This is a genomic window from Mycolicibacterium chlorophenolicum (assembly GCF_001044235.1).
Taxonomy (GTDB): Bacteria; Actinomycetota; Actinomycetes; order Mycobacteriales; family Mycobacteriaceae; genus Mycobacterium; species Mycobacterium chlorophenolicum.
Window position 1 is genome coordinate 215914 of the sequence record NZ_JYNL01000069.1, and the last position, 21395, is coordinate 237308.

Here is a 21395-nt window from a genome sequence, read left to right on the forward strand (position 1 = left end):
ACCTCGTCGTCTGCGTCCGATTGAGCCTGTTTTTGTGACCTGCATCTCAACTACCGTCCTCGTCACAGCCGGTTCACAGCAGTCAGGAGCACACCACCGTGTCCGACACCGACCTTCCGATCCGTAAGGAAGCCAACCCGGAGCTCATCTCCGGGGAGCGCTACCTGCAGGTGCAGGCCAGCCCGGAGTTCCAGGAGCTGCGAAGCAGACTGCGCCGCTTCGTGTTTCCGATGACGGCCTTCTTCCTCATCTGGTACGCCACCTATGTCGTCCTCGGCGCCTTCGCGCACGACTTCATGGCCACCAGGGTGTGGGGAGACATCAACGTGGGCCTGATCATCGGGCTGGGCCAGTTCCTGACGACGTTCTTGATCACCGGCCTGTACGTGCGGTTCGCCAACCGCGAGATCGACCCGCGCGCCAGTGCGATCCGCGCCGAACTCGAGAGTGAGATCAAATGACCACCCTGCTGGCCCAGTCGGAGACGATCGGCAACCCGATCGCCAACATCGGCATCTTCAGCCTGTTCGTCGTCATCACGATGATCGTGGTGATCCGGGCGAGTAAGAAGAACGCCACCGCCGACGAGTTCTTCACCGGCGGGCGCGGATTCTCCGGCCCGCAGAACGGCATCGCGATCGCCGGTGACTACCTGTCGGCCGCCAGCTTCCTCGGCATCGCCGGGGCCATCGCGGTCTACGGCTACGACGGTTTCCTGTACTCGATCGGCTTCCTCGTCGCGTGGTTGGTGGCACTGCTGCTGGTGGCCGAATTACTGCGCAACACCGGCAAATTCACGATGGCCGACGTGCTGAGCTTCCGGCTCAAGCAGCGGCCGGTGCGGATGGCGGCCGCCACCAGCACGCTGACGGTGTCGCTGTTCTACCTGCTCGCCCAGATGGCCGGCGCCGGTGGTCTGGTCGCGCTGCTGCTCGACATCAAGAGCCGCAGCGGCCAGTCGGTCGTCATCGCGGTGGTCGGCGTCCTGATGATCGTCTACGTCCTGGTCGGCGGCATGAAGGGCACCACCTGGGTGCAGATCATCAAGGCCGTCCTGCTGATCTTCGGCGCCGGCGTGATGACCGTGATGGTGCTCGCCAAGTTCGGGCTGAACTTCTCCGAGATCCTCGGCTCGGCGCAGTCCGCGATCAGCGGCGCCACCACCGAAGGCGTCGCCAAGCGCGACGTCCTCGCCCCCGGCGCGCAGTACGGCGGCTCGCTCACCTCGCAGATCAACTTCATCTCACTGGCACTGGCGCTGGTGCTCGGCACCGCGGGTCTGCCGCACGTGCTGATGCGCTTCTACACCGTGCCGACGGCCAAAGAAGCACGGCGCAGCGTGGTCTGGGCGATCGCTCTGATCGGCGCGTTCTATCTGTTCACGCTGGTGCTCGGTTACGGTGCGGCCGCTCTGGTCGGCCCGGACCGGATCCTCAGCGCGGCAGGAGGAGTCAACTCGGCGGCGCCGCTGCTGGCCTTCGAACTCGGCGGGGTGATCCTGCTCGGCGTGATCTCGGCGGTGGCGTTCGCGACGATCCTCGCGGTGGTCGCCGGCCTGACGATCACCGCGTCGGCCTCCTTCGCGCACGACATCTACGCCAGTGTGCTGAAGTCGCACAAGGTGACCGAGGACGAGCAGGTGCGGGTGTCGCGGATCACCGCGGTCGTGCTCGGCGTGTTCGCGATCGGGCTCGGCATCCTGGCCAACGGTCAGAACGTCGCGTTCCTGGTGGCGCTGGCGTTCGCGGTCGCCGCGGCGGCCAACCTGCCGACGATCATCTACTCGCTGTACTGGAAGCGGTTCAACACCCGCGGCGCGCTGTGGAGCATGTACGGCGGGCTGATCTCGACCATCGTGCTGATCGTCTTCTCCCCCGCGGTCTCGGGCGCGAAGACCTCGATGATCCCGGGCGCGGACTTCGCGTGGTTCCCGCTGGCCAACCCGGGCATCGTGTCGATCCCGCTGGCGTTCATCCTGGGCATCGTCGGGACGCTGACGTCTCCCGACAACGAGGACCCGGAGGTCGCCGCCGAGATGGAGGTGCGCTCGCTGACCGGGATCGGCGCCGAGAAGGCCGTCGCGCACTGACCCCCTCCCCCGCCGAAACTGCATTCCGGCAGGCGAAACGCGAGTAGCGGCCTGCCGGAATGCAGTTTCGGCGGAATACTGCCGGGCATGTCCTGGCTGACACTGTCCGTGCACCGTTATTCGATGGCCCTGCTGGCCTACGCGTTCGCCGCGATCATGGTTGGCACGACGCTGCCCACCCCGATGTATGCGCTGTTCGCCGAGGACCTGCACTTCCATGTGCTGACGACGACGCTGATCTTCGCCGCCTACGCCGGCGGCGTGCTGGCCGCCCTGCTGGGCTTCGGCCGGTGGTCCGACGTAGTGGGCCGGCGGCCGGTACTGCTGGCCGGGATCGCGTTCGCCGCGGCCAGCGCGGTGGTGTTCGTGCTGGCCGACTCGGTGCCCGAACTGCTGATCGGCCGCGTGCTCTCGGGGTTGTCGGCGGGATTGTTCACCGGCACGGCCACCGCGGCGGTCATCGAGGCGGCGCCGCCGGCGTGGCGGTCGCGGGCCGCGGCCGTGGCGTCGGTGGTGAACATCGGCGGGCTGGGGACCGGCCCGGTCCTGGCCGGTGTGCTGGTGCAGTACGCGCCGCGGCCTCTGGATCTGAGCTTCATCGTCCACCTCGTGTTGTGTGCGGCGGCCGCCGTCGCGGTGCTGTGCTCGCCGGAGACCTCGCCGCGCGAGGGCACGCTCGGCGTGCAGCGGCTGGCGGTGCCGCCCGAAGCCCGGTCGGTGTTCGTGGTCGCCGCGCTGGCGGCGTTCGCCGGCTTCGCCGTCACCGGCCTGTTCGCCGCCGTCGCACCGTCGTTCGTGGCCGAGGTCGTCGGCATCGGCAACCATGCGGTGGCCGGCGTCATCGCGGGATCCGTCTTCCTCACCTCGGCGGTGGCACAGGTCCCGGCACGCACCATGGATCCGGGCCGCGCCGTCGCGGCGGGCTGCGCGATCCTGATCGCCGGTATGGCGATTCTCGCTGTTGCCCTGCACTTCTCGTCGCTGCCGGGGTTGATCGCGGCGGCCGTCATCTCGGGTGTCGGCCAGGGCATCAGCTTCAGCCGCGGCCTGGCAGCGGTGTCCGACCGCACGCCGGCCGAGCGGCGGGCGGAGGTGAGTTCCACCTACTTCGTGGTCGCCTACGTGGCGATCGCGGTCCCGGTGGTCGGGGAGGGACTGGCCGCGCAGGCATGGGGACTGCGCACCTCCGGCGTCGTGTTCGCCGTGTCGGTCGCCGTGCTCGCCGCGGTCTGCCTGGTGGCGATCCTGCTCCGGGAGCGCCAGCCCGCCCGGGTCTGAGCGCTTCTAGCCGCTCTTGCGGCGGAATTCGCGCCGGTTCTCGAGCGGGCCGTGGGCGCGCGGTTGTTTCGCGCCGCCGTCGCGGTGGGCCGCCCCGCCGCCCGCCTGCGCCTTCTTGCGCTCCAGCGCTTCGCGGAACTTGCGCTTGTTCTCGTCCTCCGGAGCGCCGGACGACTCTGCCGACTCCTTGGCTGCCATGGCGGCAAGCGTAGCCCGCTCAGCGGCGGCCCGGCGGCATCCCGTACAGGTGCGCGATCGGCAGCGTCATCAGCACCCGACGGTCGTCGACCATCGCGCGGCGGTAGTCGTCCCAGTCCGGGTGTTCGCCGGCGATGTCGCGGTACAGCGCCACGAGCCCCTCCACGGTGGCGTCGCTCGGATTCGCGGCGGGCGGGGTGAGCACGGCGTCGCCTTCGGCCACCGCATAGGCCCAGCCGTCGTCGGAGCTGACATGGATCGCGGCGCGCGGATCGCGGCGCAGGTTGCGGGTCTTGGCCCGTGGCTCGGTGATCGACACCGAGATGGTCAGCGCACGCGGATCGAAGTGGTACGACACATTCGACAGCTGCGGGCGTCCGTCGCGTTTGAGGGTGGCCAGCACGCCCAGCGAGTTCCCGGCGATCAGCGCCAGCAGCTTGTCGTCGAACACATCGCGGGTCATCACCTGAGCCTACGTCCGTCGCCCGGAGTGGGATGATCGAACAGATGGGCCGATCAACACTTCCCAGGGGTGCGCGGTGACGCGGTATGCCGCGTTCCTGCGCGGCGTCAACGTGGGTGGCGTCAACCTGAAGATGCCCGCCGTCGCGCAGGCCCTCGAGACCGCCGGGTTCACAGACGTCAAGACCGTGCTCGCCAGCGGCAACGTGTTGCTCACCAGCAGAGCCGGCGCCAACACCGTCCGCACCAAGGCCGAGAAGGCGTTGCGTGACGAATTCGATTACGAGGCTTGGGTTCTCGTCTACGACCTCGACACGCTGGCCGATATCTCCGCCGCCTATCCGTTCGATCGGGAGGTGGACGGCCACCATTCCTACGTCACGTTCGTCAGCGACGACGACGTGCTTGCCGAACTCGGCGGCCTGGGTGACGAGCCGGGGCCCGAGGAGAAGATCGCCGTCGGCGCCGGGGTGCTCTACTGGCAGGTCCCGCGCACGAGCACCCTCGACAGCGCGATCGGCAAGACGATGGGCAAGAAGCGCTACAAGTCGTCGACCACCACCCGCAATCTGCGCACGATCGACAAGCTCCTGCGCGGCTAGGCAGAGAGGACCGGATGAACCAGACACCGAAACACACCGCCGACCTGACGGGGGTGTCGGAAACCGCGTTGATGACGCTGGTGGTGCGCGCCAGCGAGGCTCGTCGGCCCGACGCGATCATCGACGACCCGATGGCGATCCACCTGGTGGACTCGATCGACTTCGACTTCGCCAAGTTCGGCTTCACCCGCAGGCAGGATATGGCGTTGCGGGCCAAGCTGTTCGACAAGCACACCCGGCGCTACCTGCTCGACCACCCGAAGGCGACGGTGGTCGCGCTCGCCGAGGGGCTGCAGACGAGCTTCTACCGTCTCGACGCGTCCGATGTCGGCCACGACTTCCGGTGGCTCAGCGTGGACCTGCCACCGATGATCGACCTTCGCCGCAAACTGCTGCCCGCCTCCGACCGGATCGAGCTGTGCGCGCAGTCGGCGCTGGACTTCAGCTGGATGGACCGGGTGGATCCGCAGCACGGCGTGTTCATCACCGCCGAGGGGCTGCTGATGTACCTGCAGCCCGAGGAGGCGATGGCGTTGATGAAAGCCTGCGCCGCCCGCTTCCCCGGCGGTCAGATGATCTTCGACCTGGCACCGTCGGGGTTCGCGGCGCTGGCCCGGCGCGGGATGCGCACGTCGCTGCGCTACCGCGTGCCGCCGATGCCGTTCTCGCTGACGGTCGCCGAGGCGGCCGACCTGGTCAACACGGTCCCCGGGGTGCGGGCGGTGCACGACCTGCCGACCGAACCGGCCCGCGGGCGGGTGCTCAACGCCCTGATGTGGACGTGGCAGCGCATCCCGCTGCTGGACCCGCTGCGGCCGCTGACGATCCTGCTGGAGTTCGGCTGACCCGTCCGGCCTAGCCGAACGCGGCCTCGACGTACCGCATCGCCTGACCCTTGCCGACCCCGAGCGCCTTGGCCGTCGACACGTATGTGTGCGCGGCGGTCGCCATCGCGGAGTCGGCCGGGTCCGAACGTGCGACGAAGGTGCCGAACCGGCCCCGCGTCTCCAGAATCCCCGCTGCTTCCAGTTCCCGGTACGCGCGCGCCACGGTGTTCACTGCCAGGTTGATCTGACCAGCCAGTTCGCGGACCGTCGGCAGTCGGGTTCCGGGGGTCAGCTGCCCGTCCCGGATTCCGGCGATGATCTGCGTTCTGAGCTGGTCGAACAGCGGCCTGGCAGCGTGTGGATCAACGCGCACCCAATCCCCCAACTCGGCCACGTGCCCAGTATCACCCACAGCCGCTAGTTTGGTGGGGTGCAGGTGACGGTATTCAGCGGCGCCGGTATCTCGGCCGAGAGCGGGGTGCCGACGTTCCGTGACGTCGAGACGGGGCTGTGGGCCGAGGTCGACCCCTATGAGATCTCCAGCGCCGACGGCTGGCGTTCCCATCCCGATCGGGTGTGGGCGTGGTATCTGTGGCGCCACCACATGATGGGTGCGGTCGCCCCGAACAACGCCCACCGGGCCGTCGCGGCGTGGGAGGACTACGCCGACGTGCACGTCGTGACGCAGAACGTGGACAACCTGCACGAGCGCGCCGGCAGCAACCAGGTGTACCACGTGCACGGCAGCCTCTTCGAATTCCATTGCGACCGTTGCGGAGCCGCGTACCTGGGCGAGGTGCCGGCCATGCCCGAGCCGGTGGAGTCCGTCGACCCGCCGCGGTGCGCCTGCGGCGGGCTGATCCGGCCGAACGTCGTGTGGTTCGGTGAGGCGCTGCCCGACCGCGCGTGGCAGCAGTCGGTCGACGCGGTGATCAACGCCGACGTCGTCGTGGTGGTGGGCACCAGCTCGGTGGTCTATCCGGCCGCCGGACTGCCGGAGCTGGCGGTGGCCAGCGGCACCCCGGTGATCGAGGTCAACCCCGAGCCGACGCCGCTGACGAGCACCGCGACGGTGAGCCTGCGGGAGAAGGCCGGCGCGGCGCTGCCCGGCCTGCTGCAGCGCCTGCCCGCCCTGATCGGCTAGCGCTCCGTCGGCTCCGCGGGTTTGACGGCCCGGCCGATCGCGAACTCCGCCACGGGAACGGGCGCCCACCGTGGCAGCGTCCACTCCCGGCGTCCCTGCACCTGAAATCCCGCCGCGGCGATCGTCTGCTCGGTGTGGCGGTGCGTGTGACAGTTGCCGGCCAGCCGCGGCCACAGGGTGGCGTCGGCGACGCGCTGCAGCCGGGCCCGCGCGCCGGTGCCGGCCACGTGCTCGAGGTAGCGCAGCTCCCCTCCCGGCCGCAGCGACGAATACAGCTGCGCCACAACACTGTCCGGGTTGTCGATCGAGCACAGCACCAGCGAGCACACCACGGCGTCGAACGGTTCGCCGTCGCGGAACTGTTCCACGGTGTCGGCGGTCAGCGTGACGGGTACCGGTGCGTCGGCGGCCGCCCGCGCGGCGAGCGCGGCGAGCCTGCGTTCGGGCTCGACGGCGACGACCTCGGTCACGGTGGCGGGATAGAACGCGAAGTTGGTTCCGGTGCCCGCACCCACCTCGAGTACGCGGCCGGTCAGCCCGGCGAGATTCTCCCGGCGCAACCGCCGCAGCGACTGCGGCTCCCGCGCGGACATCGCCGTCCACACCCGCGCGAAGAACGGGTTATCGAAGGTTGTGCTCATGGACGACCTCTCTCAGCCAGGCCACGGTCTCGCGTGGCGGATCCTCGGGGGCGATGGCGCCCGCCACCATCTGTCCGCAGCAGACCGCGCGCAGCACCCGGCCCGCGAACTCCTCGACGTCACCCCACGGCAGGTAGGGCCGCGAGATCAGCAGCGCCGCCACGCCGTGCGCCGCGGTCCACAGTTCGAGCGCCATCGTGGTGGGGTCACCGGGCGGGTAGCTGCCCTCGTCGATCAACGCCTGCACCGCGGCGCGCATGTGCACGAACGCCGAGCTCGTCAACGTGATGTCCACGTCGCTGCCGGGCTGGCCCTGCCCCATCGTCGCAATGCGGTACAGCTCAGGGGTTTTCAGTGCGAACCGGACGTAGGCCAGGCCTTGGGCGCGCAGCACGTCGATCGGCGACGTGCCGGCCGCCGCGGCGACGGCCTGCATCTCGTCGTCGAGCTTCTCGAAGTACCGCACACAGACCGCGTCGAGCAGCGCGTCCTTGTCGGCGAAGTGCAGGTAGATCGACGGCGGGGTGACGCCGACGCGCTGGGCCACCGCCCGGATCGACACCGCTTTCGCATCACCGGTCTCGAGCAGCAGCCCGGTTGCGGCGTCGAGGATCTCGTCGCGCAACTGGTCGCCGGAGCCGCGCGGAGCACGGCGCCGCCGCAGCGGCGCCGTGCTCACCGCTGCCCCTCGGTCACCGACGCCACGGGCGCAACCGGTGGCGCGGGCCCGTCGTCGCCGCCTTCACGCAGGCCGATCCGCTCGTGCAGTCGGGCCAGCGGCGCCGGCGCCCACCAGTTCCACCGTCCCATCACGTGCATGAAGGCGGGCACCAGCAGCATCCGGACCAGAGTCGCGTCGGCGAGGATGGCCAGGGTCAGGCCCACCCCGAACATCCGCATGAACGCGACCTGCGCGGCGATCAGCGCCGCGAACGAGATCGACATCAGCAGGGCCGCCGCGGTCACCACCCGGCCGGTGCGCGCCAGGCCGAGTGCGACGCTCTCGTCGTTGGCGGCCGTGCTGCGGTCCGACGCCAGCCAGTACTCCCGGATCCGGGAGACGAGGAACACCTCGTAGTCCATCGACAGTCCGAACGCGATGCAGAACAGCAGCACCGGCATGTTGGCGACCAGTGTGCCGGTGGGTGTGGTGCCCAGCGCCCCGAGGTGGCCGTCCTGGAAGATCCACACCAGCGCGCCGAACGCCGCGGTCAACGACAACACGTTGAGCACCAACGCTTTCAGCGGTAACACCACGCTGCCGGTGAGCAGGAACAGCAGCACGAACGTGATGGCCGCGATGATGCCGAGCACCGTCGGCAGCCGAGAGGTGATCGAGTCGGAGCTGTCGCGGTTGATCTGCGCCAGGCCGGTCAGCATCGCCTCCCGACCGCCGGGCGGTTCGACGGCGTGCAGCCTGTTCAGCTGGATCTCGGAGGCGTCGGTGAACAGTGGCGCGGTGCTGCCGACGGTGAGGAAGGCGCTGCCGTCGGCGACACCGGTCGCCGCCGACGGCGGACCGACCTTCGCACCGTCGACGAAGGTGCCTCCCGGCGCCGAGACGGTGGACACGTCGGCGACCTTCGACAGCTCGGCGGCGTATCCGTCGAGCTCTGCCGGGGTGACGTCGCGGGCGTCGGGCAGCACGATGGTGACGTTGGCCGACGAATCGACCGCGAAGTTCTCGCGCATGTCGTCGCCGACCTGGCGGGCCGATGCCGACTGCGGCAGCACGCGGTCGTCGGGGAAGCCCCACGTGGCTCCGAGGAACGGCACGCCCAGCAGCACGAGCAGGGCGACGACGGCGACACCGATCGGGATCGCCCGCCGCTGAACGTATTTCGTCGACCGGTACCAGAACATCCGGTCGACCGGGACGGGCGCGGGTTCGGGTCTGCGCAGCACCCGGCGCACGAGCGTGCGGACGTCGAAGGCGTCGAGCCGATCCCCGGCGAGGACGATCGCCGCGGGCGCCACCACGATGGCCGCCACGGCGGCGAAGGCGACGACGGCGATCCCCGCGTAGGCGAACGACTTCAGGAAGTACATCGGGAAGACCACCATGGCGATCATCGACAGCGCCACGGTCATCGCCGAGAACAGCACTGTGCGACCGGCGGTCGTCATCGTGCGCACCAGCGCGCGGTCCCGGTCGGCGCCGGCGGCCAGCTCGTCGCGGTAGCGGCTGATGATCAGCAGCGTGTAGTCGATCGCCAGCGCCAGGCCCATCGCGATGGACAGATTCAGCGCGAAAATCGACACGTCGGTGACCAGCGTGAACGCCCGCAACACCGCCATCGATCCGAGGATCGCGAAGCCGCCGACGGCCACCGGCAGCGCCGCGGCCAGCAACCCGCCGAAGACCCAGACCAGCACGACGAAGCTGAGCGGAACCGCGATGGATTCCATCAGCAGCAGATCCCGCTCGGTCTGACTGTTGATCTGGACGTAGGTCATGGCCACACCGCCCGCGCGCACGGTGACGCCGTCGCGGTCGTAGACCAGCGCGTCGGTCAGCTCCTCGGCGTACCGTTGCGCGGCGCTCTCGCCACCGGTGATGCCGGCGACGATCAGACCGGTCTTGCCATCCTCACTGATCAACGCCGACGCCGCCGACGGCGGCGCCGTCCACGCGGAGGTGACCTCACCGACGTGGGGCGACTCCGAGAGACGGGACACGATGTCGGTGGCGACGGTCCGGGCGGCGGCCACCCCGCCCTCGGCGCGCACGCTGATCAACAGGTCCATGTCGCCCTGGCCGAACCGGTCGACGAGAATCTGGGAGGCACGGGCGGACTCGGAGGTGGGATCGGCGAAGCCGCCCGCGGACAGTTGACCGGCCACCGGGATCCCGAAGACGCCGCAGGCGATCATGACGAGAAGTGCGACGGCGAGGATGCGACGCGGCGCCGCGATGGCCAACAGTGCGATTCGCTGCAGCATCGGGGTCTCCTGACGTATCGCCGCTAAGTTAACAGCGATAACAGAAAGGGGTCAATGCCTGCGATGACATTCGGCGACGACGGGAGTCCACCCGACATGACCCACGAACTCACGCGCCCCTCGATCACAGAGACGGCCCCGACACCGGTGGACCGGACCGTGGCGGTCGGCCTGCTGATCCTGCGCCTCGGTATCGGCGCCGCGGTGCTGCAGGCCGGCCTGATCAAGGCCTTCGACTTCTCGACGACCGTCGGGTTCATGACCGAGGCCGGATGGCGGCTCCCCACCCTCGCCGCGCTGATGGTGACCGGCGCCGAGACCCTCGGCGCCGTCGCCCTGCTGCTCGGCGTCCTCACGCCGCTGGGCGCCTGCGCCGTGCTGAGCTCCATGTTGTGCGCCTGGGCGGTCAACGTCTCGGCGGCGGCGTTCTGGTCCGAACCGTTCAACGTGCCGTTCCTGCTCGGGCTGGGCGCGGCGGCGCTGCTGTTCACCGGACCCGGCCGCTATGCGATCGACGCGCGCCTCACCGACCGTCTGCGCTGGTCACCGCGGGTGAAAGTGGCACTGCTGGTGGTGGCGGTGGTCGCCGCCGTCGTCACCTGGGTGGCGCTGTACGGCGTGAATCCGATCCACCTCACCACCCCGCCCGGCGCCGACCCTACCCAGCGGTAAGAATTGCCACAGTTTTCCGAATCGAGACTCAATGATTCCTTAGAGGTGATGGTTACTGTTCAGTACATGTGGATCGACGACACCAGTGCTGATGTCATCAAGGTTGATTTCGACGCCCTCTACCACGGCGATGTCCTCGTCGAGGGGCTGACGTCGGAACAGCTCGACGACGAGCAGACTCTGCCCACCGCAGTGTGACAAAAGAGCGCGCGCCCTCACGGACGCGCGCTCTTTCGGTCAGGCTGTCTAGACGGCCGACGTCTCGGCCACCATCGTGGCCAGTCGGCCTCTGATCAGGTCTTCGGCCTCGGTCACGATGCGCGACACCAGGTCGCCGACCGTCGGCACGTCGTTGATCAGTCCCATCGCCGTTCCCACCGTCCAGATGCCGGCGTCCACGTCGCCATCATCGAACACCCGCCGGCCGCGCACTCCGGCCACCAGATCCTTGACGTCGTCGAACTGACCGCCGTCTTTGAGGATCTGCACGACTTCCCGAGACACCACATTCGACGCNAGGTCGCCGACCGTCGGCACGTCGTTGATCAGTCCCATCGCCGTTCCCACCGTCCAGATGCCGGCGTCCACGTCGCCATCATCGAACCCCCGCCGGCCGCGCACTCCGGCCACCAGATCCTTGACGTCGTCGAACTGACCGCCGTCTTTGAGGATCTGCACGACTTCCCGAGACACCACATTCGACGCCACGCGCGCAGTGTTGTGCAGGCTCCGGAAGATCAGCTCCGTGCCCCGCTCATCGCCCTCGACGATCGCCTGCTTGACGTTGTCGTGGATGCACGACTCCACGGTGCACATGAACCGCGACCCCATGTTGATGCCGTCGGCACCCAGCGCCAGCGCAGCCACGAGCCCGCGGGCGTCGGCGAAGCCGCCCGAGGCGATCATCGGGATCTCGATCTTGTCCGCTGCGGCCGGGATGAGCACCAGCCCGGGGATGTCGTCCTCGCCCGGATGCCCGGCGCACTCGAACCCGTCGATGCTGATGCCGTCCACGCCGAGGCTCTGCGCCTTGACCGCGTGCCGCACCGAGGTGCACTTGTGCAGCACCTTGATCCCGTGGTCGTGGAACATCGGCAGATGCGGCGCCGGGTTGGACCCTGCCGTCTCGACGATCGTGATGCCGGCGTCGACGATCACCTGCCGGTACTCGTCATACGGGGGCGGGTTGATCGCCGGCAGGATCGTCAGGTTCACCCCGAACGGCTTGTCGGTCAGATCGCGGGTCTTGGCGATCTCGTTGGCCAGATCGGCCGGCGTCGGCTGGGTGAGCGCGGTGAGGAACCCCAGCGCGCCCGCATTGGCCACGGCCGCAACGAGTTCCGCGCGACCCACCCACTGCATCCCGCCCTGGGCGATCGGATGCTCGACACCGAACGTCTCGGTGAACTTCGTCCTCAATGTCATCGCGGCGCCATCCGGATGGCCCCGTCGAGCCGGATCGTCTCCCCGTTGAGCATCGGGTTCTCCACGATGTGCACCGCCAGCGCGCCGTACTCGTCCGGATCACCCAGGCGGGCCGGGTGGGGCACCTGCTTGCCCAGCGAGGCCTGCGCCTCCTCGGGCAGCGAGCCCAGCAGCGGGGTCTTGAACAGGCCCGGCGCGATCGTGACCACGCGGATCAGCTCGCGCGACAGGTCACGGGCGATCGGCAGCGTCATACCGACCACGCCGCCCTTGGACGCCGAGTACGCGGCCTGCCCGATCTGACCGTCGAACGCCGCGACCGAGGCGGTGTTGACGATGACGCCGCGCTCGCCGTTGATCGGCTCGGTCTTCGCGATGCGTTCTGCGGCCAGGCGGATGACGTTGAACGTGCCGATCAGATTCACCTCGACGACCTTGCGGAACCCGTCGAGCGGGAACGGGCCTTCCTTGCCCAGCGTCTTGATCGCGTTGCCGATGCCGGCGCAGTTGACGTCGATGCGCACCGGACCCATCTCCTCGGCGGCGTCCAGCGCGGCCGTGACCTGCTCGGGGTCGGTGACGTTGGCCTCGACGAACTTGGCGCGCGGGCCCAGTTCGGCGACGGCCTCGGCGCCCTTGAGGTCGATCACCACGACAGAGGCACCCCGGTCGAGCAGGCGCTTCGTCGTCGCGAGCCCGAGCCCCGACGCACCTCCGGTGACGACGGCTACGGCGTCCTTGATCTCCACAGATCGGTTCCTTTCGTTGTTCCTAAACCCAGTCCTGCAGAACAGCTTCGGTGTCGGCGCCCGGCACTCCGGGCGCCTTCGGCGCGGTCGGCGCCGTGCGCGAGAACCGCGGGGCGGGCGCCGGATACAGATAGCCGTTCTCGCTGTAGAAGGTGTCGCGCTCGGTGTTGTGCGGTTCGGACTCCACCTCGGCGAACGACAGCACCGGCGTCACGCAGGCGTCGGTGCCGGCGAACACCTTCGCCCAGTGGTCGCGGTCGTGCGCGGCGAACGCCTCCGTGAGCCGGGCCCGCAGTTCCGGCCACCGGGCCATGTCGTTCTGGTCGGGCAGGTCGGCGTCGGCCAGACCGAGGCCGGCGAGCATCTCGGCGTAGAACTGCGGCTCGATCGCGCCGACCGCGACGTGGCGGCCGTCGGCGCAGGTGTAGGTGTCGTAGTACGGCGCGCCGGTGTCGAGCATGTTCACCCCGCGCTCGTCGCTCCACATCCCCATGCCGCGGAAGGCCCACATCATCGTCGAGAGCACGCTGCTGCCGTCGACCATTGCGGCGTCGACGACCTGGCCCTTGCCGGAGCGTTCCCGCTCCCACAGCGCGGACAGCACCCCGACCAGCAGGAACATCGACCCGCCACCGAAGTCGCCGACGAGGTTCAGCGGAGGCACCGGCCGCTCACCGGCCCGGCCGATCGCGTGCAGCGTGCCGTTGAGCGAGATGTAGTTGATGTCGTGCCCGGCCTGCTGGGCGCGCGGACCGTCCTGGCCCCACCCGGTCATCCGGGCGTAGATCAGCCGCTCGTTGACCTTCGCGCAGTCGTCCGGGCCGAGCCCCAGTCGCTCGGTGACGCCGGGCCGGAAGCCCTCGATGAGCACGTCGGCCTTGGCGATCAGGCCGAGCACCATCTTCTGGTCGTCGGGGTCCTTGAGGTTCGCGGCCACCGAGCGCCGGTTGCGCAGCAGGTAGTCGCGGCTCGGGGCGCCGCCGCCCTTGCCGGGCCGTTCGACGCGCACGACGTCGGCGCCGAGGTCGCCCAGGATCATCGCGGCGTGCGGACCCGGGCCGATGCCGGCCAGCTCCACGACACGCAATCCCTGCAGAGGTCCAGCCATCTCCAACCGCCCTTCGTCGTCATCGCCCGTCGGCCGCGACATAGCTTACTTGTATAACCTTCTCGGCCGACCTAGGGTGCCAGACTATGACGACGACGGAGTCCTACACCGGCATCGACGACCTCCGCGTGCAGTTCGACGGCGGTGTGCTGGCGGTGACGCTGAACCGTCCGGACAGCCTGAACTCGCTGACCGCGCCGATGCTGCGCACCCTCGCCGAGACGCTGGAACGCGCGGCCGACGACCCCCGGGTCCGCGTGGTGCGCATCGGCGGAGCGGGCCGCGGCTTCTCGTCGGGAGCGGGCATCAGCGAGTCCGACCACGCGAACCCCGGTGCCGCAGGCACTCCGGCCGAGGTGCTCGACGCGGCCAACCGCTGCATTCGGGCGATCGTGCGGCTGCCCCAGCCGGCGGTCGCGGTGGTGAAGGGCGCCGCGGCGGGCGTGGGCGCGTCGCTGGCGTTGGCCTGCGACGTCGTCTTGGCTTCGGAGAAGGCCTTTTTCATGCTCGCGTTCACGAAGATCGGGCTGATGCCCGATGGTGGCGCCTCGGCGTTGATCGCCGCCGCGGTCGGCCGCATCCGCGCGATGCGGATGGCGCTGCTGGCCGAACGCATCCCGGCCACCGAGGCGTTCGCGTGGGGGCTGGTGAGCGCGGTGTACCCCGCCGACGATTTCGACGCCGAGGTCGACGCGGTGATCGCCACGCTGGTCGGTGGACCGGCCGTCGCCCTGCGCAAGACCAAGGACGCGATCAACGCCGCGACGCTGACCGAACTCGAGGACGCGCTCGAGCGCGAGAAGCGTGGTCAGCTGATGCTGTTGGACGGCAACGACTTCCGCGAAGGTACCCGCGCCTTCCAGCAGCGCCGCCCGGCCACCTTCACCGACACCTGACCCTCGTTCGCCCACACCGACGTTCGGGCGACGACGTGCGAGTAGTTCGCACCATTTCGTCGATGTCGACGCCGCGCGGCGGACGGAAAATCGTTCGACGCGCGACCCCCGCATCCGCCACCATCGGTGGGTGAGCACGCACTACGACATCGAGCAGCCGGTGGCAGCCCCCGGCTGGCGTGTGCTCGCGCCGTTCCGGTTCCGCGAGTTCCGCCTGCTGATCGCCGCCGTGTCCCTGTCGATCTTCGCCGAGGGCATGTGGGCCGTGGTGATGACGCTTCAGGTCATCGCGCTCGACGACGACCCCACGTCGTTGTCGCTGGTCGCCACCTGCCTGGGCGTGGGTCTGGTCACCTTCGTCCTCGTCGGCGGGCTGGCCGCCGACCGGCTGCCGCAGCGGGCGATCATCATCGTCGTCGAGGCCGTCAACACCGCGGTGGTGTCGACGGTCGCCGTCCTGGGATTCGTTGGCGCTCTGCAGATCTGGCATCTGGCCGTGGCGGCGGGTGCGCTGGGCGTCGCGGCGGCGTTCTTCTTCCCGGCCTACAGCGCGTTGCTGCCGAAGATCCTGCCGGCTGAGCAGTTGCTGGCCGCCAACGGCGTCGAAGGCGTGGTACGGCCGGTGTTCCAGCGCGCCGCCGGGCCGGCGATCGCCGGACTGCTGGTCGCTGCGACGTTCCCGGCCGTGGGCGCGGTCACGGTGGCCGCGCTCTTCGCGGTCGGCCTGGTGCTGCTGCTGGCCACCCGTCCGGCAGCGAGACCCGTTGCCGCAGAGGCTGTTCCGTCCCAGCGGCTGCTGCGCGACCTGCGGGAGGGGTTCGACTTCGTGTGGCGCACGCCGTGGCTGCTGTGGACCCTGCTGTTCGCGAGCATCTTCGTGCTGGTGGTGCTGGGCCCCATCGAGGTGCTGCTGCCGTTCGTCGTCGCCGACCGGTTCGCCGACGGCGAGCGCACCTACGGATTCGTCCTGGCGTTCTTCGGCATCGGCAGTGCGCTGGGCGCGCTGGCGGTCTCGTCGCGGCGGCTGCCGCGCCGGTACCTGAGCGTCATGATGGTGATGTGGAGCGTCGGCTCGGTCCCGCTCGCGGTCGTCGGCGTCACATCGTCGTTCCCTGTGATGGCGTTGGCCACCTTCGTCATCGGCGTGACCGACGGGGCAGGCATGGTCATCTGGGGCACGCTGCTGCAGCGGCGGGTTCCCTCCGACATGCTGGGCCGGGTGTCGAGTCTGGACTTCTTCGTGTCGCTGGCGTTCATGCCGGTGTCGTTCGCGATCGTCGGTCCGCTGTCGAAAGTCGTGTCGATGCAGACGATCTTCCTCACCGCGGGTCTGGTCCCGCTGGTGTTGGCCGCAGTCGCGATGTGGGCGGCCGGGATGCGGCGCGACGAGGTCGCGCACCCCTTGAGATGAGGAGCGTTAGACGCCGAACATCGGGGGCAGTGCGAGCACCATGACGAGACCCCAGAAGAAGTGGGTCAGCATGGGGGCGAGCACTCCCCCGGTGGCGCGGCGCTCCAGCGCGCACACGGTGCCGAGGACGATCGCCGCGAAGCCGAGCATGGGGTTGCCGGTGGTGGCGGCCGTCGCGATCACGTACAGCACGGTCGACACCAGCACCGGCCTGTACTTCCACAACGCGGTGTAGAGCGCGCCGCGGAAGAACATCTCCTCGGCCAGCCCGTTGATGACGGTGATGAACACGATCAGCCACAGCGGGCCGGTGTTGACGTACTCGAGCACGCTGGTGATGTAGTCGCGCACCGGCGGTATCTGACGGGCGATCAGCGCGCCGAGCACGAACACCGCGCCCAGGCCCAGCCCCACCCCGGTGCCGGTGATGACGGGCCGCTGGTTGCGGCCGCGGAAGCTCACGTGTCCGAAGTGCAGCGGGCCCGACAGGAACGCACCGATGGCCCACACCGCGGCCAGCGCGAGAGTGAGCCACACGAACGAACTGTCGCCGGGCGGGCGACTCAACGAGTATCCGAGCAGCGCGGCGCCGATCAGCAGGAACACCCCGACGACGAACTTGCGCCGGGTGATCATCGACGGTGGCTCGTTGAACGCCGGCGCCTTGGTGCGCGCGATCTGCTTGATCTCGCCCGACAGCGGCGTGTGCTCCGAGTTGTTCACGCAGGGCTTCCCTTCGGCACCAGTCCGATCACATGATCCAGTCCGGTGCGGACGGCGGCGGCAACGGGTCCCGGTACCAGACCGAGGAGGCCGAGGACCGGTTGCACGGCGTGCGGGGTGACCGTGCAGGCGAGTTGGCGCAAGCGCAACGCGTCCCCGCCCGCCCAGTCGGGGTCGGTGTCGGCGAGGTGATGGGGATCGGCCAGCTTGTCGACGGGCCGGCGCCGGGGACTCGTCACCGCCGCGCGGATCGCGTCCTCGACGGAGGTGCGCCCACCCGGCGGTTCGGGCACGACGCCGTCCAGCCCGTCGTTGGTGGCCATCATCGGGAAGTCCAGCGACTCGACGAGGTCCGAGGCCAGCCCGCCCGGAACGGGCAGCACCACTCCGGTGACCATCGAGACGAGGCTGGTGTCGATGCCGTAGACGGGCACCGGTGCGCGCCAGATCCCGGCGATCCGCGCGTAGGTGCGGAGCAGGTCGCCGTAGGTGGTGGTCTCGGGCCCGCGGATGTCGTAGGACCCGGCCGGCACGGTCTCGTCCGCCGCGGCGACGAGGTAGTACAGCACGTCGCGGATCGAGATCGGGTCGATCGGGTTGGCCGACCATTCCGGCATCGGCAGCACCAGGAACCGGTCGGCGACGTAGCGCAACATCTCGAACGACGTCGACCCGGCGCCCAGCACGATCGCCGCCCCCAGCCACACGACGTCGGGTCCGCCGTCGATCTGCAGCGCGTGGGCGACTTCGGCGCGGCTGGTCAGGTGTTCGGACAGCGGCCCGCCGTCGGGGCTCTCGGGGACGAAGCCTCCGAGGTAGACGATGCGGCGCACGCCGGCGGCCTTCGCTGCGGCAGCTACGTTCGCCGCGGCCCGGTTGTCGGCCTCCCGGAAGTCGGGCTGCCCGATGCCGTGCACGAGGTAGTAGACGACGTCGACGGGGCCGGCATCGGCGAACGCCTGACGCGCCGAGTCCTCGTCGTGCGCGTCGAGCGCGACGGTCGAAACCCGGTCGTGCCACCCGAAATCGGCCAGCCGGCCGGGGTTGCGGCTGGCGGCGACGACGTCGTGGCCGTCCGCCAGCAGAGCCGTGACGAGGCGGGAGCCGATGTATCCCGTCGCGCCGGTGACCAAAGTCCGCACGTTAACCACGGTACGGCTGTACCCCAACCGCCTCGATCAGAACCCGTCGGCGGCGTTGCCTACGTCACGGCTCCGTCACTGCCCGCGTCGCGGTGCAGCTTGACCAGCTCCTGGTAGAGCAGCGCGTTCGTGCGGATGCCCTCCTTCTCGGCGTCGCCGAGCTCCCGGCGCACCTTGGCGGGCACCCCGGCGACCATGTGCCCGGGCGGGATCACCGCACCCTGGGACACCACCGCCCCGGCGGCGATCAGCGACCCGGCGCCGATCGTGGCGCCGTTGAGGATCACCGCGCCCATCCCGATGAGGCAGTCGTCTCCGACCGTGCACCCGTGCAGTACGGCGTTGTGGCCCACCGTGACACCGGCGCCCACGCTGACCGGAAAGCCGGGGTCGACGTGGACGGTCACCCCGTCCTGGATGTTGCTTCCGGCACCGACGGTGATGGTCTCGGCCTCGGCGCGCAGGATCGCGCCGTACCAGACGCTGGCCGACTCGGCCAGCACCACCCGGCCGATCAGTGTCGCGTTCGGCGCGACCCAACTCTGGGCGTCCAACTGCGGCGCGTGTCCGGCGAGGGCAAGGATCAGGGGCTCCGGCATGGCGCCATCGTAGGGCGGCCCGTCCGCGCCGCGGCGACGCGTGCGATCCTCACGTCGTGACAGCGACGTCAACCCCCACGGCTCTCGACATCGTCGAGGGCATCGACCTGACCGGCAAGACCATCGTGATCACCGGCGCCTCGTCCGGGCTGGGCCGCGAATCGGCCCGCGCCCTCGCGACCACCGGGGCGCGGATCATCCTGGCGGCACGCAACACCGCCGCCCTCGCCGACACCGAGGCGTGGATCCGCGAGCAGGTGCCCGCGGCGGTGCTCTCCAGCGTGCACCTCGACCTCACCTCGCTGGAGTCGGTGGCCGCGGCCGCAGCCGAGATCAGCGAGCTGACCCCCGCGGTGCATGTGCTGATGAACAACGCCGGCGTGATGTTCACCCCGCCTCAGCGCACCACCGAGGGCTTCGAGATCCAGTTCGGCACAAACCATCTGGGTCACTTCGAGTTGACCCGGCTGATGTTCCCCGCGCTGGTGGCTGCCGACGGCGCGCGGGTGGTGGTGCTGTCCTCGGAGGGGCACCGGCTCAGCGACGTCGACCTCGACGACCCGAACTGGGAACGGCGCGACTACGACAAGTTCGCCGCCTACGGTGCGTCGAAGACGGCCAACGTGCTGCACGCCGTCGAGCTGGACCGCCGGCTGCGCGACAGCGGCGTGCGCTCGTACGCGGTGCACCCCGGCGTGGTGGCGACGTCGCTGGCCCGCTACATGGACGAGGACGACTTCGCCGCCCTGGCGCAGCGCGGCCGCAGCAAGCTGGCGTTCACCACTCCCGACCACGGCGCGGCGACCCAGGTGTGGGCCGCGGTCAGCGATGAGGTGGTCGAACTCGGCGGCGTCTACCTGTCCGACTGCGCGGTCCGCGACGCCGCCCCGTACGCCGTCGACGAGGCCCGCGCGCTGACGCTGTGGGATCTCTCCGAACGCCTCTGCACCCCGAGCGCGACGACACTACGCTCGTCGGTGTGACCCCGGACGCGTCCGAGAACGTCGTCTATCTGCGGTCCTACGGCGAGCACGACCGCGACGACCACGAGGTGGTGCGCCGCGTGCTGGACGCGACGGCCGAGATGCTGCGCGAGCGGCCGTTCGCGGACCTGACCACCCGGCGGGTCGCCGAGCGCGCGGGCGTGCCGCACCGCGACGTGTGCGCGTACTTCCGCTCCCCCGACGCGATCGTCGCCGAGCTGTACCTGGGTGTGCTGCGGGACGCACCGCTCTCGGTGGACGTGGAGCTACCGGCCCGCACGCGGGTGGTGGCGCTGTTCGGGCAGCTGGTGATGCTGCTGGCCGACGAACCCGGTTTCGCCGCGGCCTGCTCGAGTGCCCTGATCTCCACCGAGCCGTCGGTGCGGGCGATCCGGCGCCGCATCCACGCCGAACTGCAGCGCCGCGTGCGCACCGTGCTGGGGTCGGGCGCGTGGCCGGAGGTGGCCGAGACGCTGGAGTTCGGCCTCGTCGGGGCGATGGTGCAGGCCAGTTCGGGAGCGGCGACGTTCACCCAGACCGCCGACGATCTGGCCGGTGTCGTGGCCGCGGTGTTGCCTGACGAACACTGAGCGACGAAAGCCCTGCTCAGAGCCGGTTCTGTAACGGTTGTCCACCGGTTCGCGACACATTCTCGACTTGGTCGTGACCAATTCGTGCGCATAGCATGCCAGGCGACCTGACGAGCATGAGGAGCAGAACGTGAAGACCCGCACCAGCCACGTCATCGGCATCGCAGCGAGTGCCGCCGCGATCGCCCTGTCGGTTCCGCTGGCCGTCAACGCCTACGCCGAGCCGACGACGACCACCGTGACGGCCGAGATCCCCGACCCGCAGGGTCCGCAGTGCGATCCGTTCAAGAAGGCCGTGCCGAACTGGAAGAGCCTGGCCAACGTGCCCGTCAGCAAGGTGCTGGCCAGCATCCCGGACATCAGCTCGTTCAACGCCGCGGTGTCGGGCCAGCTGAACCCGGCCGTGAACATCGCCCCGGTGCTCGACAACGGGCCGTTCGTGGTGTTCGCCCCCACCAACGAGGCGTTCGCCGAGCTGCCGCCCGAGCAGCAGGAGGTGCTGCGCACCGATCCGGCCGCGCTGACCAGCCTGCTGTACTACCACGTGTTCCTCGGCCTGCTCGGCCCCGACGACGTGAAGGGTCAGCGGCCCACCCAGGAGGGCACCGAGATCGAGGTGACCGGCTCCGGCGGCGACATCAAGATCAACGAGACCACCAAGGTGGTCTGCGGTGGCATCCAGGCGCAGAACGCGCGGATCTACCTCGTCGATCACGTGCTGAACCCGGCCGAGGCGCCGGCGCCGGTGACGCCGACGTCGACCAGCTCCACCGCCACCGCGAGCGCCACGGCCACCACCGAGCCCGCGCCGCTGCCCGCGGAGACGTCGGCCGCGCCGGCCGCCGAGGCTCCGATCGGCTGACCCCTTTGCGATTTCGGCGTGATCGGTCGCGATGAGCGCGACCGATCACGC

General features: G+C 69.7%; 24 protein-coding genes and 2 pseudogenes. 13 read left to right on the forward strand and 13 right to left on the reverse strand.

All coding sequences use genetic code 11. The features are described 5' to 3' along the window. Positions 1 to 98 precede the first annotated feature (98 nt). The 3 genes from MCHLDSM_RS30795 to MCHLDSM_RS30805 all read left to right on the forward strand — a co-directional run bounded on the left by MCHLDSM_RS30795 (position 99) and on the right by MCHLDSM_RS30805 (position 3367). A complete protein-coding gene (locus MCHLDSM_RS30795) occupies positions 99 to 461 on the forward strand; it encodes a DUF485 domain-containing protein (protein ID WP_048416909.1) in 363 nt (120 codons plus the stop codon). After that, positions 458 to 2089 carry a monocarboxylic acid transporter gene (locus MCHLDSM_RS30800; RefSeq protein WP_048473574.1) on the forward strand — a complete coding sequence of 544 codons (1632 nt, stop codon included), beginning with the start codon at positions 458 to 460 and terminating at the stop codon, positions 2087 to 2089. The genes MCHLDSM_RS30795 and MCHLDSM_RS30800 overlap by 4 nt, the downstream gene beginning before the upstream one ends. Positions 2090 to 2176: 87 nt before the next feature. Continuing rightward, entirely contained in the window at positions 2177 to 3367 is a 1191-nt protein-coding gene (locus tag MCHLDSM_RS30805; RefSeq protein ID WP_048473575.1) for an MFS transporter, read from the forward strand. A 6-nt stretch (positions 3368 to 3373) separates the two neighbouring features. On the opposite strand, the gene MCHLDSM_RS30810 is transcribed toward MCHLDSM_RS30805, so the two are convergent. Together MCHLDSM_RS30810 and MCHLDSM_RS30815 are read right to left on the reverse strand one after the other, a co-directional pair. Continuing rightward, entirely contained in the window at positions 3374 to 3565 is a 192-nt protein-coding gene (locus MCHLDSM_RS30810) for a DUF5302 domain-containing protein (RefSeq protein WP_048416906.1), read from the reverse strand. 19 nt (positions 3566 to 3584) lie between these two features. Beyond that, complete coding sequence (locus MCHLDSM_RS30815; protein ID WP_048474109.1) at positions 3585 to 4028, reverse strand: PPOX class F420-dependent oxidoreductase; 444 nt, start codon at positions 4026 to 4028, stop codon at positions 3585 to 3587. A gap of 76 nt (positions 4029 to 4104) precedes the next feature. On the opposite strand from MCHLDSM_RS30815, the gene MCHLDSM_RS30820 reads away from it, so the two are divergent. Beyond that, positions 4105 to 4629, forward strand: coding sequence for a DUF1697 domain-containing protein (locus MCHLDSM_RS30820; protein WP_048473576.1), 525 nt, complete (start codon positions 4105 to 4107; stop codon positions 4627 to 4629). A 14-nt stretch (positions 4630 to 4643) separates the two neighbouring features. Next, positions 4644 to 5474 (forward strand): class I SAM-dependent methyltransferase, encoded by an 831-nt coding sequence (locus MCHLDSM_RS30825; RefSeq protein WP_048416903.1) that lies wholly within the window; start codon positions 4644 to 4646, stop codon positions 5472 to 5474. 10 nt (positions 5475 to 5484) lie between these two features. Here MCHLDSM_RS30825 and MCHLDSM_RS30830 read toward each other — a convergent pair whose 3' ends face one another. Further along, on the reverse strand, positions 5485 to 5850 hold the full coding sequence (locus MCHLDSM_RS30830; protein ID WP_048416902.1) for an Rv1152 family transcriptional regulator: 366 nt from the start codon (positions 5848 to 5850) through the stop codon (positions 5485 to 5487). A 36-nt stretch (positions 5851 to 5886) separates the two neighbouring features. Between MCHLDSM_RS30830 and MCHLDSM_RS30835 the strand changes: the two genes are divergently transcribed. Then, positions 5887 to 6600, forward strand: a complete 714-nt coding sequence (locus MCHLDSM_RS30835) for an NAD-dependent deacylase (protein WP_048473577.1) — start codon at positions 5887 to 5889, stop codon at positions 6598 to 6600. Here MCHLDSM_RS30835 and MCHLDSM_RS30840 read toward each other — a convergent pair. The 3 genes from MCHLDSM_RS30840 to MCHLDSM_RS30850 are packed head-to-tail and all read right to left on the reverse strand — an operon-like array spanning position 6597 to position 10184. Beyond that, a complete protein-coding gene (locus MCHLDSM_RS30840; protein WP_048473578.1) occupies positions 6597 to 7241 on the reverse strand; it encodes a class I SAM-dependent methyltransferase in 645 nt (214 codons plus the stop codon). The genes MCHLDSM_RS30835 and MCHLDSM_RS30840 overlap by 4 nt on opposite strands. Then, on the reverse strand, positions 7222 to 7920 hold the full coding sequence (locus MCHLDSM_RS30845; protein WP_048473579.1) for a TetR/AcrR family transcriptional regulator: 699 nt from the start codon (positions 7918 to 7920) through the stop codon (positions 7222 to 7224). The genes MCHLDSM_RS30840 and MCHLDSM_RS30845 overlap by 20 nt, the downstream gene beginning before the upstream one ends. Next, complete coding sequence (locus MCHLDSM_RS30850; protein ID WP_048473580.1) at positions 7917 to 10184, reverse strand: MMPL family transporter; 2268 nt, start codon at positions 10182 to 10184, stop codon at positions 7917 to 7919. The genes MCHLDSM_RS30845 and MCHLDSM_RS30850 overlap by 4 nt, the downstream gene beginning before the upstream one ends. Positions 10185 to 10247: 63 nt before the next feature. On the opposite strand from MCHLDSM_RS30850, the gene MCHLDSM_RS30855 reads away from it, so the two are divergent. Both MCHLDSM_RS30855 and MCHLDSM_RS40170 read left to right on the forward strand, forming a co-directional pair. Continuing rightward, entirely contained in the window at positions 10248 to 10856 is a 609-nt protein-coding gene (locus tag MCHLDSM_RS30855; RefSeq protein ID WP_407661883.1) for a DoxX family protein, read from the forward strand. A gap of 66 nt (positions 10857 to 10922) precedes the next feature. Further along, complete coding sequence (locus MCHLDSM_RS40170) at positions 10923 to 11054, forward strand: hypothetical protein (protein ID WP_109777580.1); 132 nt, start codon at positions 10923 to 10925, stop codon at positions 11052 to 11054. A 48-nt stretch (positions 11055 to 11102) separates the two neighbouring features. Here MCHLDSM_RS40170 and MCHLDSM_RS39950 read toward each other — a convergent pair. The 4 genes and pseudogenes from MCHLDSM_RS39950 to MCHLDSM_RS30870 all read right to left on the reverse strand — a co-directional run. Next, positions 11103 to 11372 (reverse strand): annotated as a pseudogene (locus MCHLDSM_RS39950) (nitronate monooxygenase); the annotation flags it as partial. A 1-nt stretch (position 11373) separates the two neighbouring features. Next, positions 11374 to 12281: pseudogene (locus MCHLDSM_RS30860) on the reverse strand (NAD(P)H-dependent flavin oxidoreductase); the annotation flags it as partial. Beyond that, entirely contained in the window at positions 12278 to 13030 is a 753-nt protein-coding gene (locus tag MCHLDSM_RS30865; RefSeq protein WP_048473581.1) for a 3-hydroxyacyl-CoA dehydrogenase, read from the reverse strand. The pseudogene MCHLDSM_RS30860 and the gene MCHLDSM_RS30865, both read right to left, overlap by 4 nt. A gap of 22 nt (positions 13031 to 13052) precedes the next feature. Beyond that, entirely contained in the window at positions 13053 to 14138 is a 1086-nt protein-coding gene (locus tag MCHLDSM_RS30870) for a CaiB/BaiF CoA transferase family protein (RefSeq protein WP_048474112.1), read from the reverse strand. An 86-nt stretch (positions 14139 to 14224) separates the two neighbouring features. Between MCHLDSM_RS30870 and MCHLDSM_RS30875 the strand changes: the two genes are divergently transcribed. Beyond that, positions 14225 to 15034: an enoyl-CoA hydratase gene (locus tag MCHLDSM_RS30875; protein WP_048473582.1), complete on the forward strand. Its 810-nt coding sequence runs from the start codon at positions 14225 to 14227 to the stop codon at positions 15032 to 15034. A 148-nt stretch (positions 15035 to 15182) separates the two neighbouring features. Continuing rightward, positions 15183 to 16445, forward strand: a complete 1263-nt coding sequence (gene tet(V) / locus MCHLDSM_RS30880) for a tetracycline efflux MFS transporter Tet(V) (protein ID WP_234714278.1) — start codon at positions 15183 to 15185, stop codon at positions 16443 to 16445. Positions 16446 to 16451: 6 nt separating this feature from the next. Here the strand turns inward: tet(V) and MCHLDSM_RS30885 are convergent, their stop codons facing one another. From MCHLDSM_RS30885 to MCHLDSM_RS30895, 3 genes are read right to left on the reverse strand one after another with little or no spacing between them, the layout of a single operon-like run. After that, positions 16452 to 17144, reverse strand: a complete 693-nt coding sequence (locus MCHLDSM_RS30885) for a CPBP family intramembrane glutamic endopeptidase (RefSeq protein WP_231508105.1) — start codon at positions 17142 to 17144, stop codon at positions 16452 to 16454. A gap of 20 nt (positions 17145 to 17164) precedes the next feature. Continuing rightward, positions 17165 to 18319: an NAD(P)H-binding protein gene (locus MCHLDSM_RS30890; protein WP_048473585.1), complete on the reverse strand. Its 1155-nt coding sequence runs from the start codon at positions 18317 to 18319 to the stop codon at positions 17165 to 17167. A 50-nt stretch (positions 18320 to 18369) separates the two neighbouring features. Beyond that, a complete protein-coding gene (locus tag MCHLDSM_RS30895) occupies positions 18370 to 18909 on the reverse strand; it encodes a gamma carbonic anhydrase family protein (RefSeq protein WP_048473586.1) in 540 nt (179 codons plus the stop codon). Between the two features lie 56 nt (positions 18910 to 18965). On the opposite strand from MCHLDSM_RS30895, the gene MCHLDSM_RS30900 reads away from it, so the two are divergent. From MCHLDSM_RS30900 to MCHLDSM_RS30910, 3 genes are all read left to right on the forward strand, one after another. Then, positions 18966 to 19892, forward strand: coding sequence for an SDR family NAD(P)-dependent oxidoreductase (locus MCHLDSM_RS30900; RefSeq protein WP_048473587.1), 927 nt, complete (start codon positions 18966 to 18968; stop codon positions 19890 to 19892). Then, on the forward strand, positions 19889 to 20482 hold the full coding sequence (locus MCHLDSM_RS30905) for a TetR/AcrR family transcriptional regulator (protein WP_053083137.1): 594 nt from the start codon (positions 19889 to 19891) through the stop codon (positions 20480 to 20482). The genes MCHLDSM_RS30900 and MCHLDSM_RS30905 overlap by 4 nt, the downstream gene beginning before the upstream one ends. Positions 20483 to 20612: 130 nt before the next feature. After that, positions 20613 to 21344 (forward strand): fasciclin domain-containing protein, encoded by a 732-nt coding sequence (locus tag MCHLDSM_RS30910; protein ID WP_048473588.1) that lies wholly within the window; start codon positions 20613 to 20615, stop codon positions 21342 to 21344. The last annotated feature ends 51 nt before the right edge of the window (positions 21345 to 21395 follow it).

What these genes read in the sequence shown, in the direction of transcription:
- MCHLDSM_RS30805 (WP_048473575.1), top strand. Translation starts at nt 2,177, where the DNA reads ATGTCCTGGCTGACACTGTCCGTGCACCGTTATTCGATGGCCCTGCTG.
- MCHLDSM_RS30850 (WP_048473580.1), bottom strand. Translation starts at nt 10,184, where the DNA reads ATGCTGCAGCGAATCGCACTGTTGGCCATCGCGGCGCCGCGTCGCATC.
- MCHLDSM_RS30840 (WP_048473578.1), bottom strand. Translation starts at nt 7,241, where the DNA reads ATGAGCACAACCTTCGATAACCCGTTCTTCGCGCGGGTGTGGACGGCG.
- MCHLDSM_RS40170 (WP_109777580.1), top strand. Translation starts at nt 10,923, where the DNA reads ATGTGGATCGACGACACCAGTGCTGATGTCATCAAGGTTGATTTCGAC.
- MCHLDSM_RS30875 (WP_048473582.1), top strand. Translation starts at nt 14,225, where the DNA reads ATGACGACGACGGAGTCCTACACCGGCATCGACGACCTCCGCGTGCAG.
- MCHLDSM_RS30800 (WP_048473574.1), top strand. Translation starts at nt 458, where the DNA reads ATGACCACCCTGCTGGCCCAGTCGGAGACGATCGGCAACCCGATCGCC.
- MCHLDSM_RS30895 (WP_048473586.1), bottom strand. Translation starts at nt 18,909, where the DNA reads ATGCCGGAGCCCCTGATCCTTGCCCTCGCCGGACACGCGCCGCAGTTG.
- MCHLDSM_RS30855 (WP_407661883.1), top strand. Translation starts at nt 10,248, where the DNA reads ATGACATTCGGCGACGACGGGAGTCCACCCGACATGACCCACGAACTC.
- MCHLDSM_RS30825 (WP_048416903.1), top strand. Translation starts at nt 4,644, where the DNA reads ATGAACCAGACACCGAAACACACCGCCGACCTGACGGGGGTGTCGGAA.
- MCHLDSM_RS30815 (WP_048474109.1), bottom strand. Translation starts at nt 4,028, where the DNA reads ATGACCCGCGATGTGTTCGACGACAAGCTGCTGGCGCTGATCGCCGGG.
- MCHLDSM_RS30870 (WP_048474112.1), bottom strand. Translation starts at nt 14,138, where the DNA reads ATGGCTGGACCTCTGCAGGGATTGCGTGTCGTGGAGCTGGCCGGCATC.
- MCHLDSM_RS30810 (WP_048416906.1), bottom strand. Translation starts at nt 3,565, where the DNA reads ATGGCAGCCAAGGAGTCGGCAGAGTCGTCCGGCGCTCCGGAGGACGAG.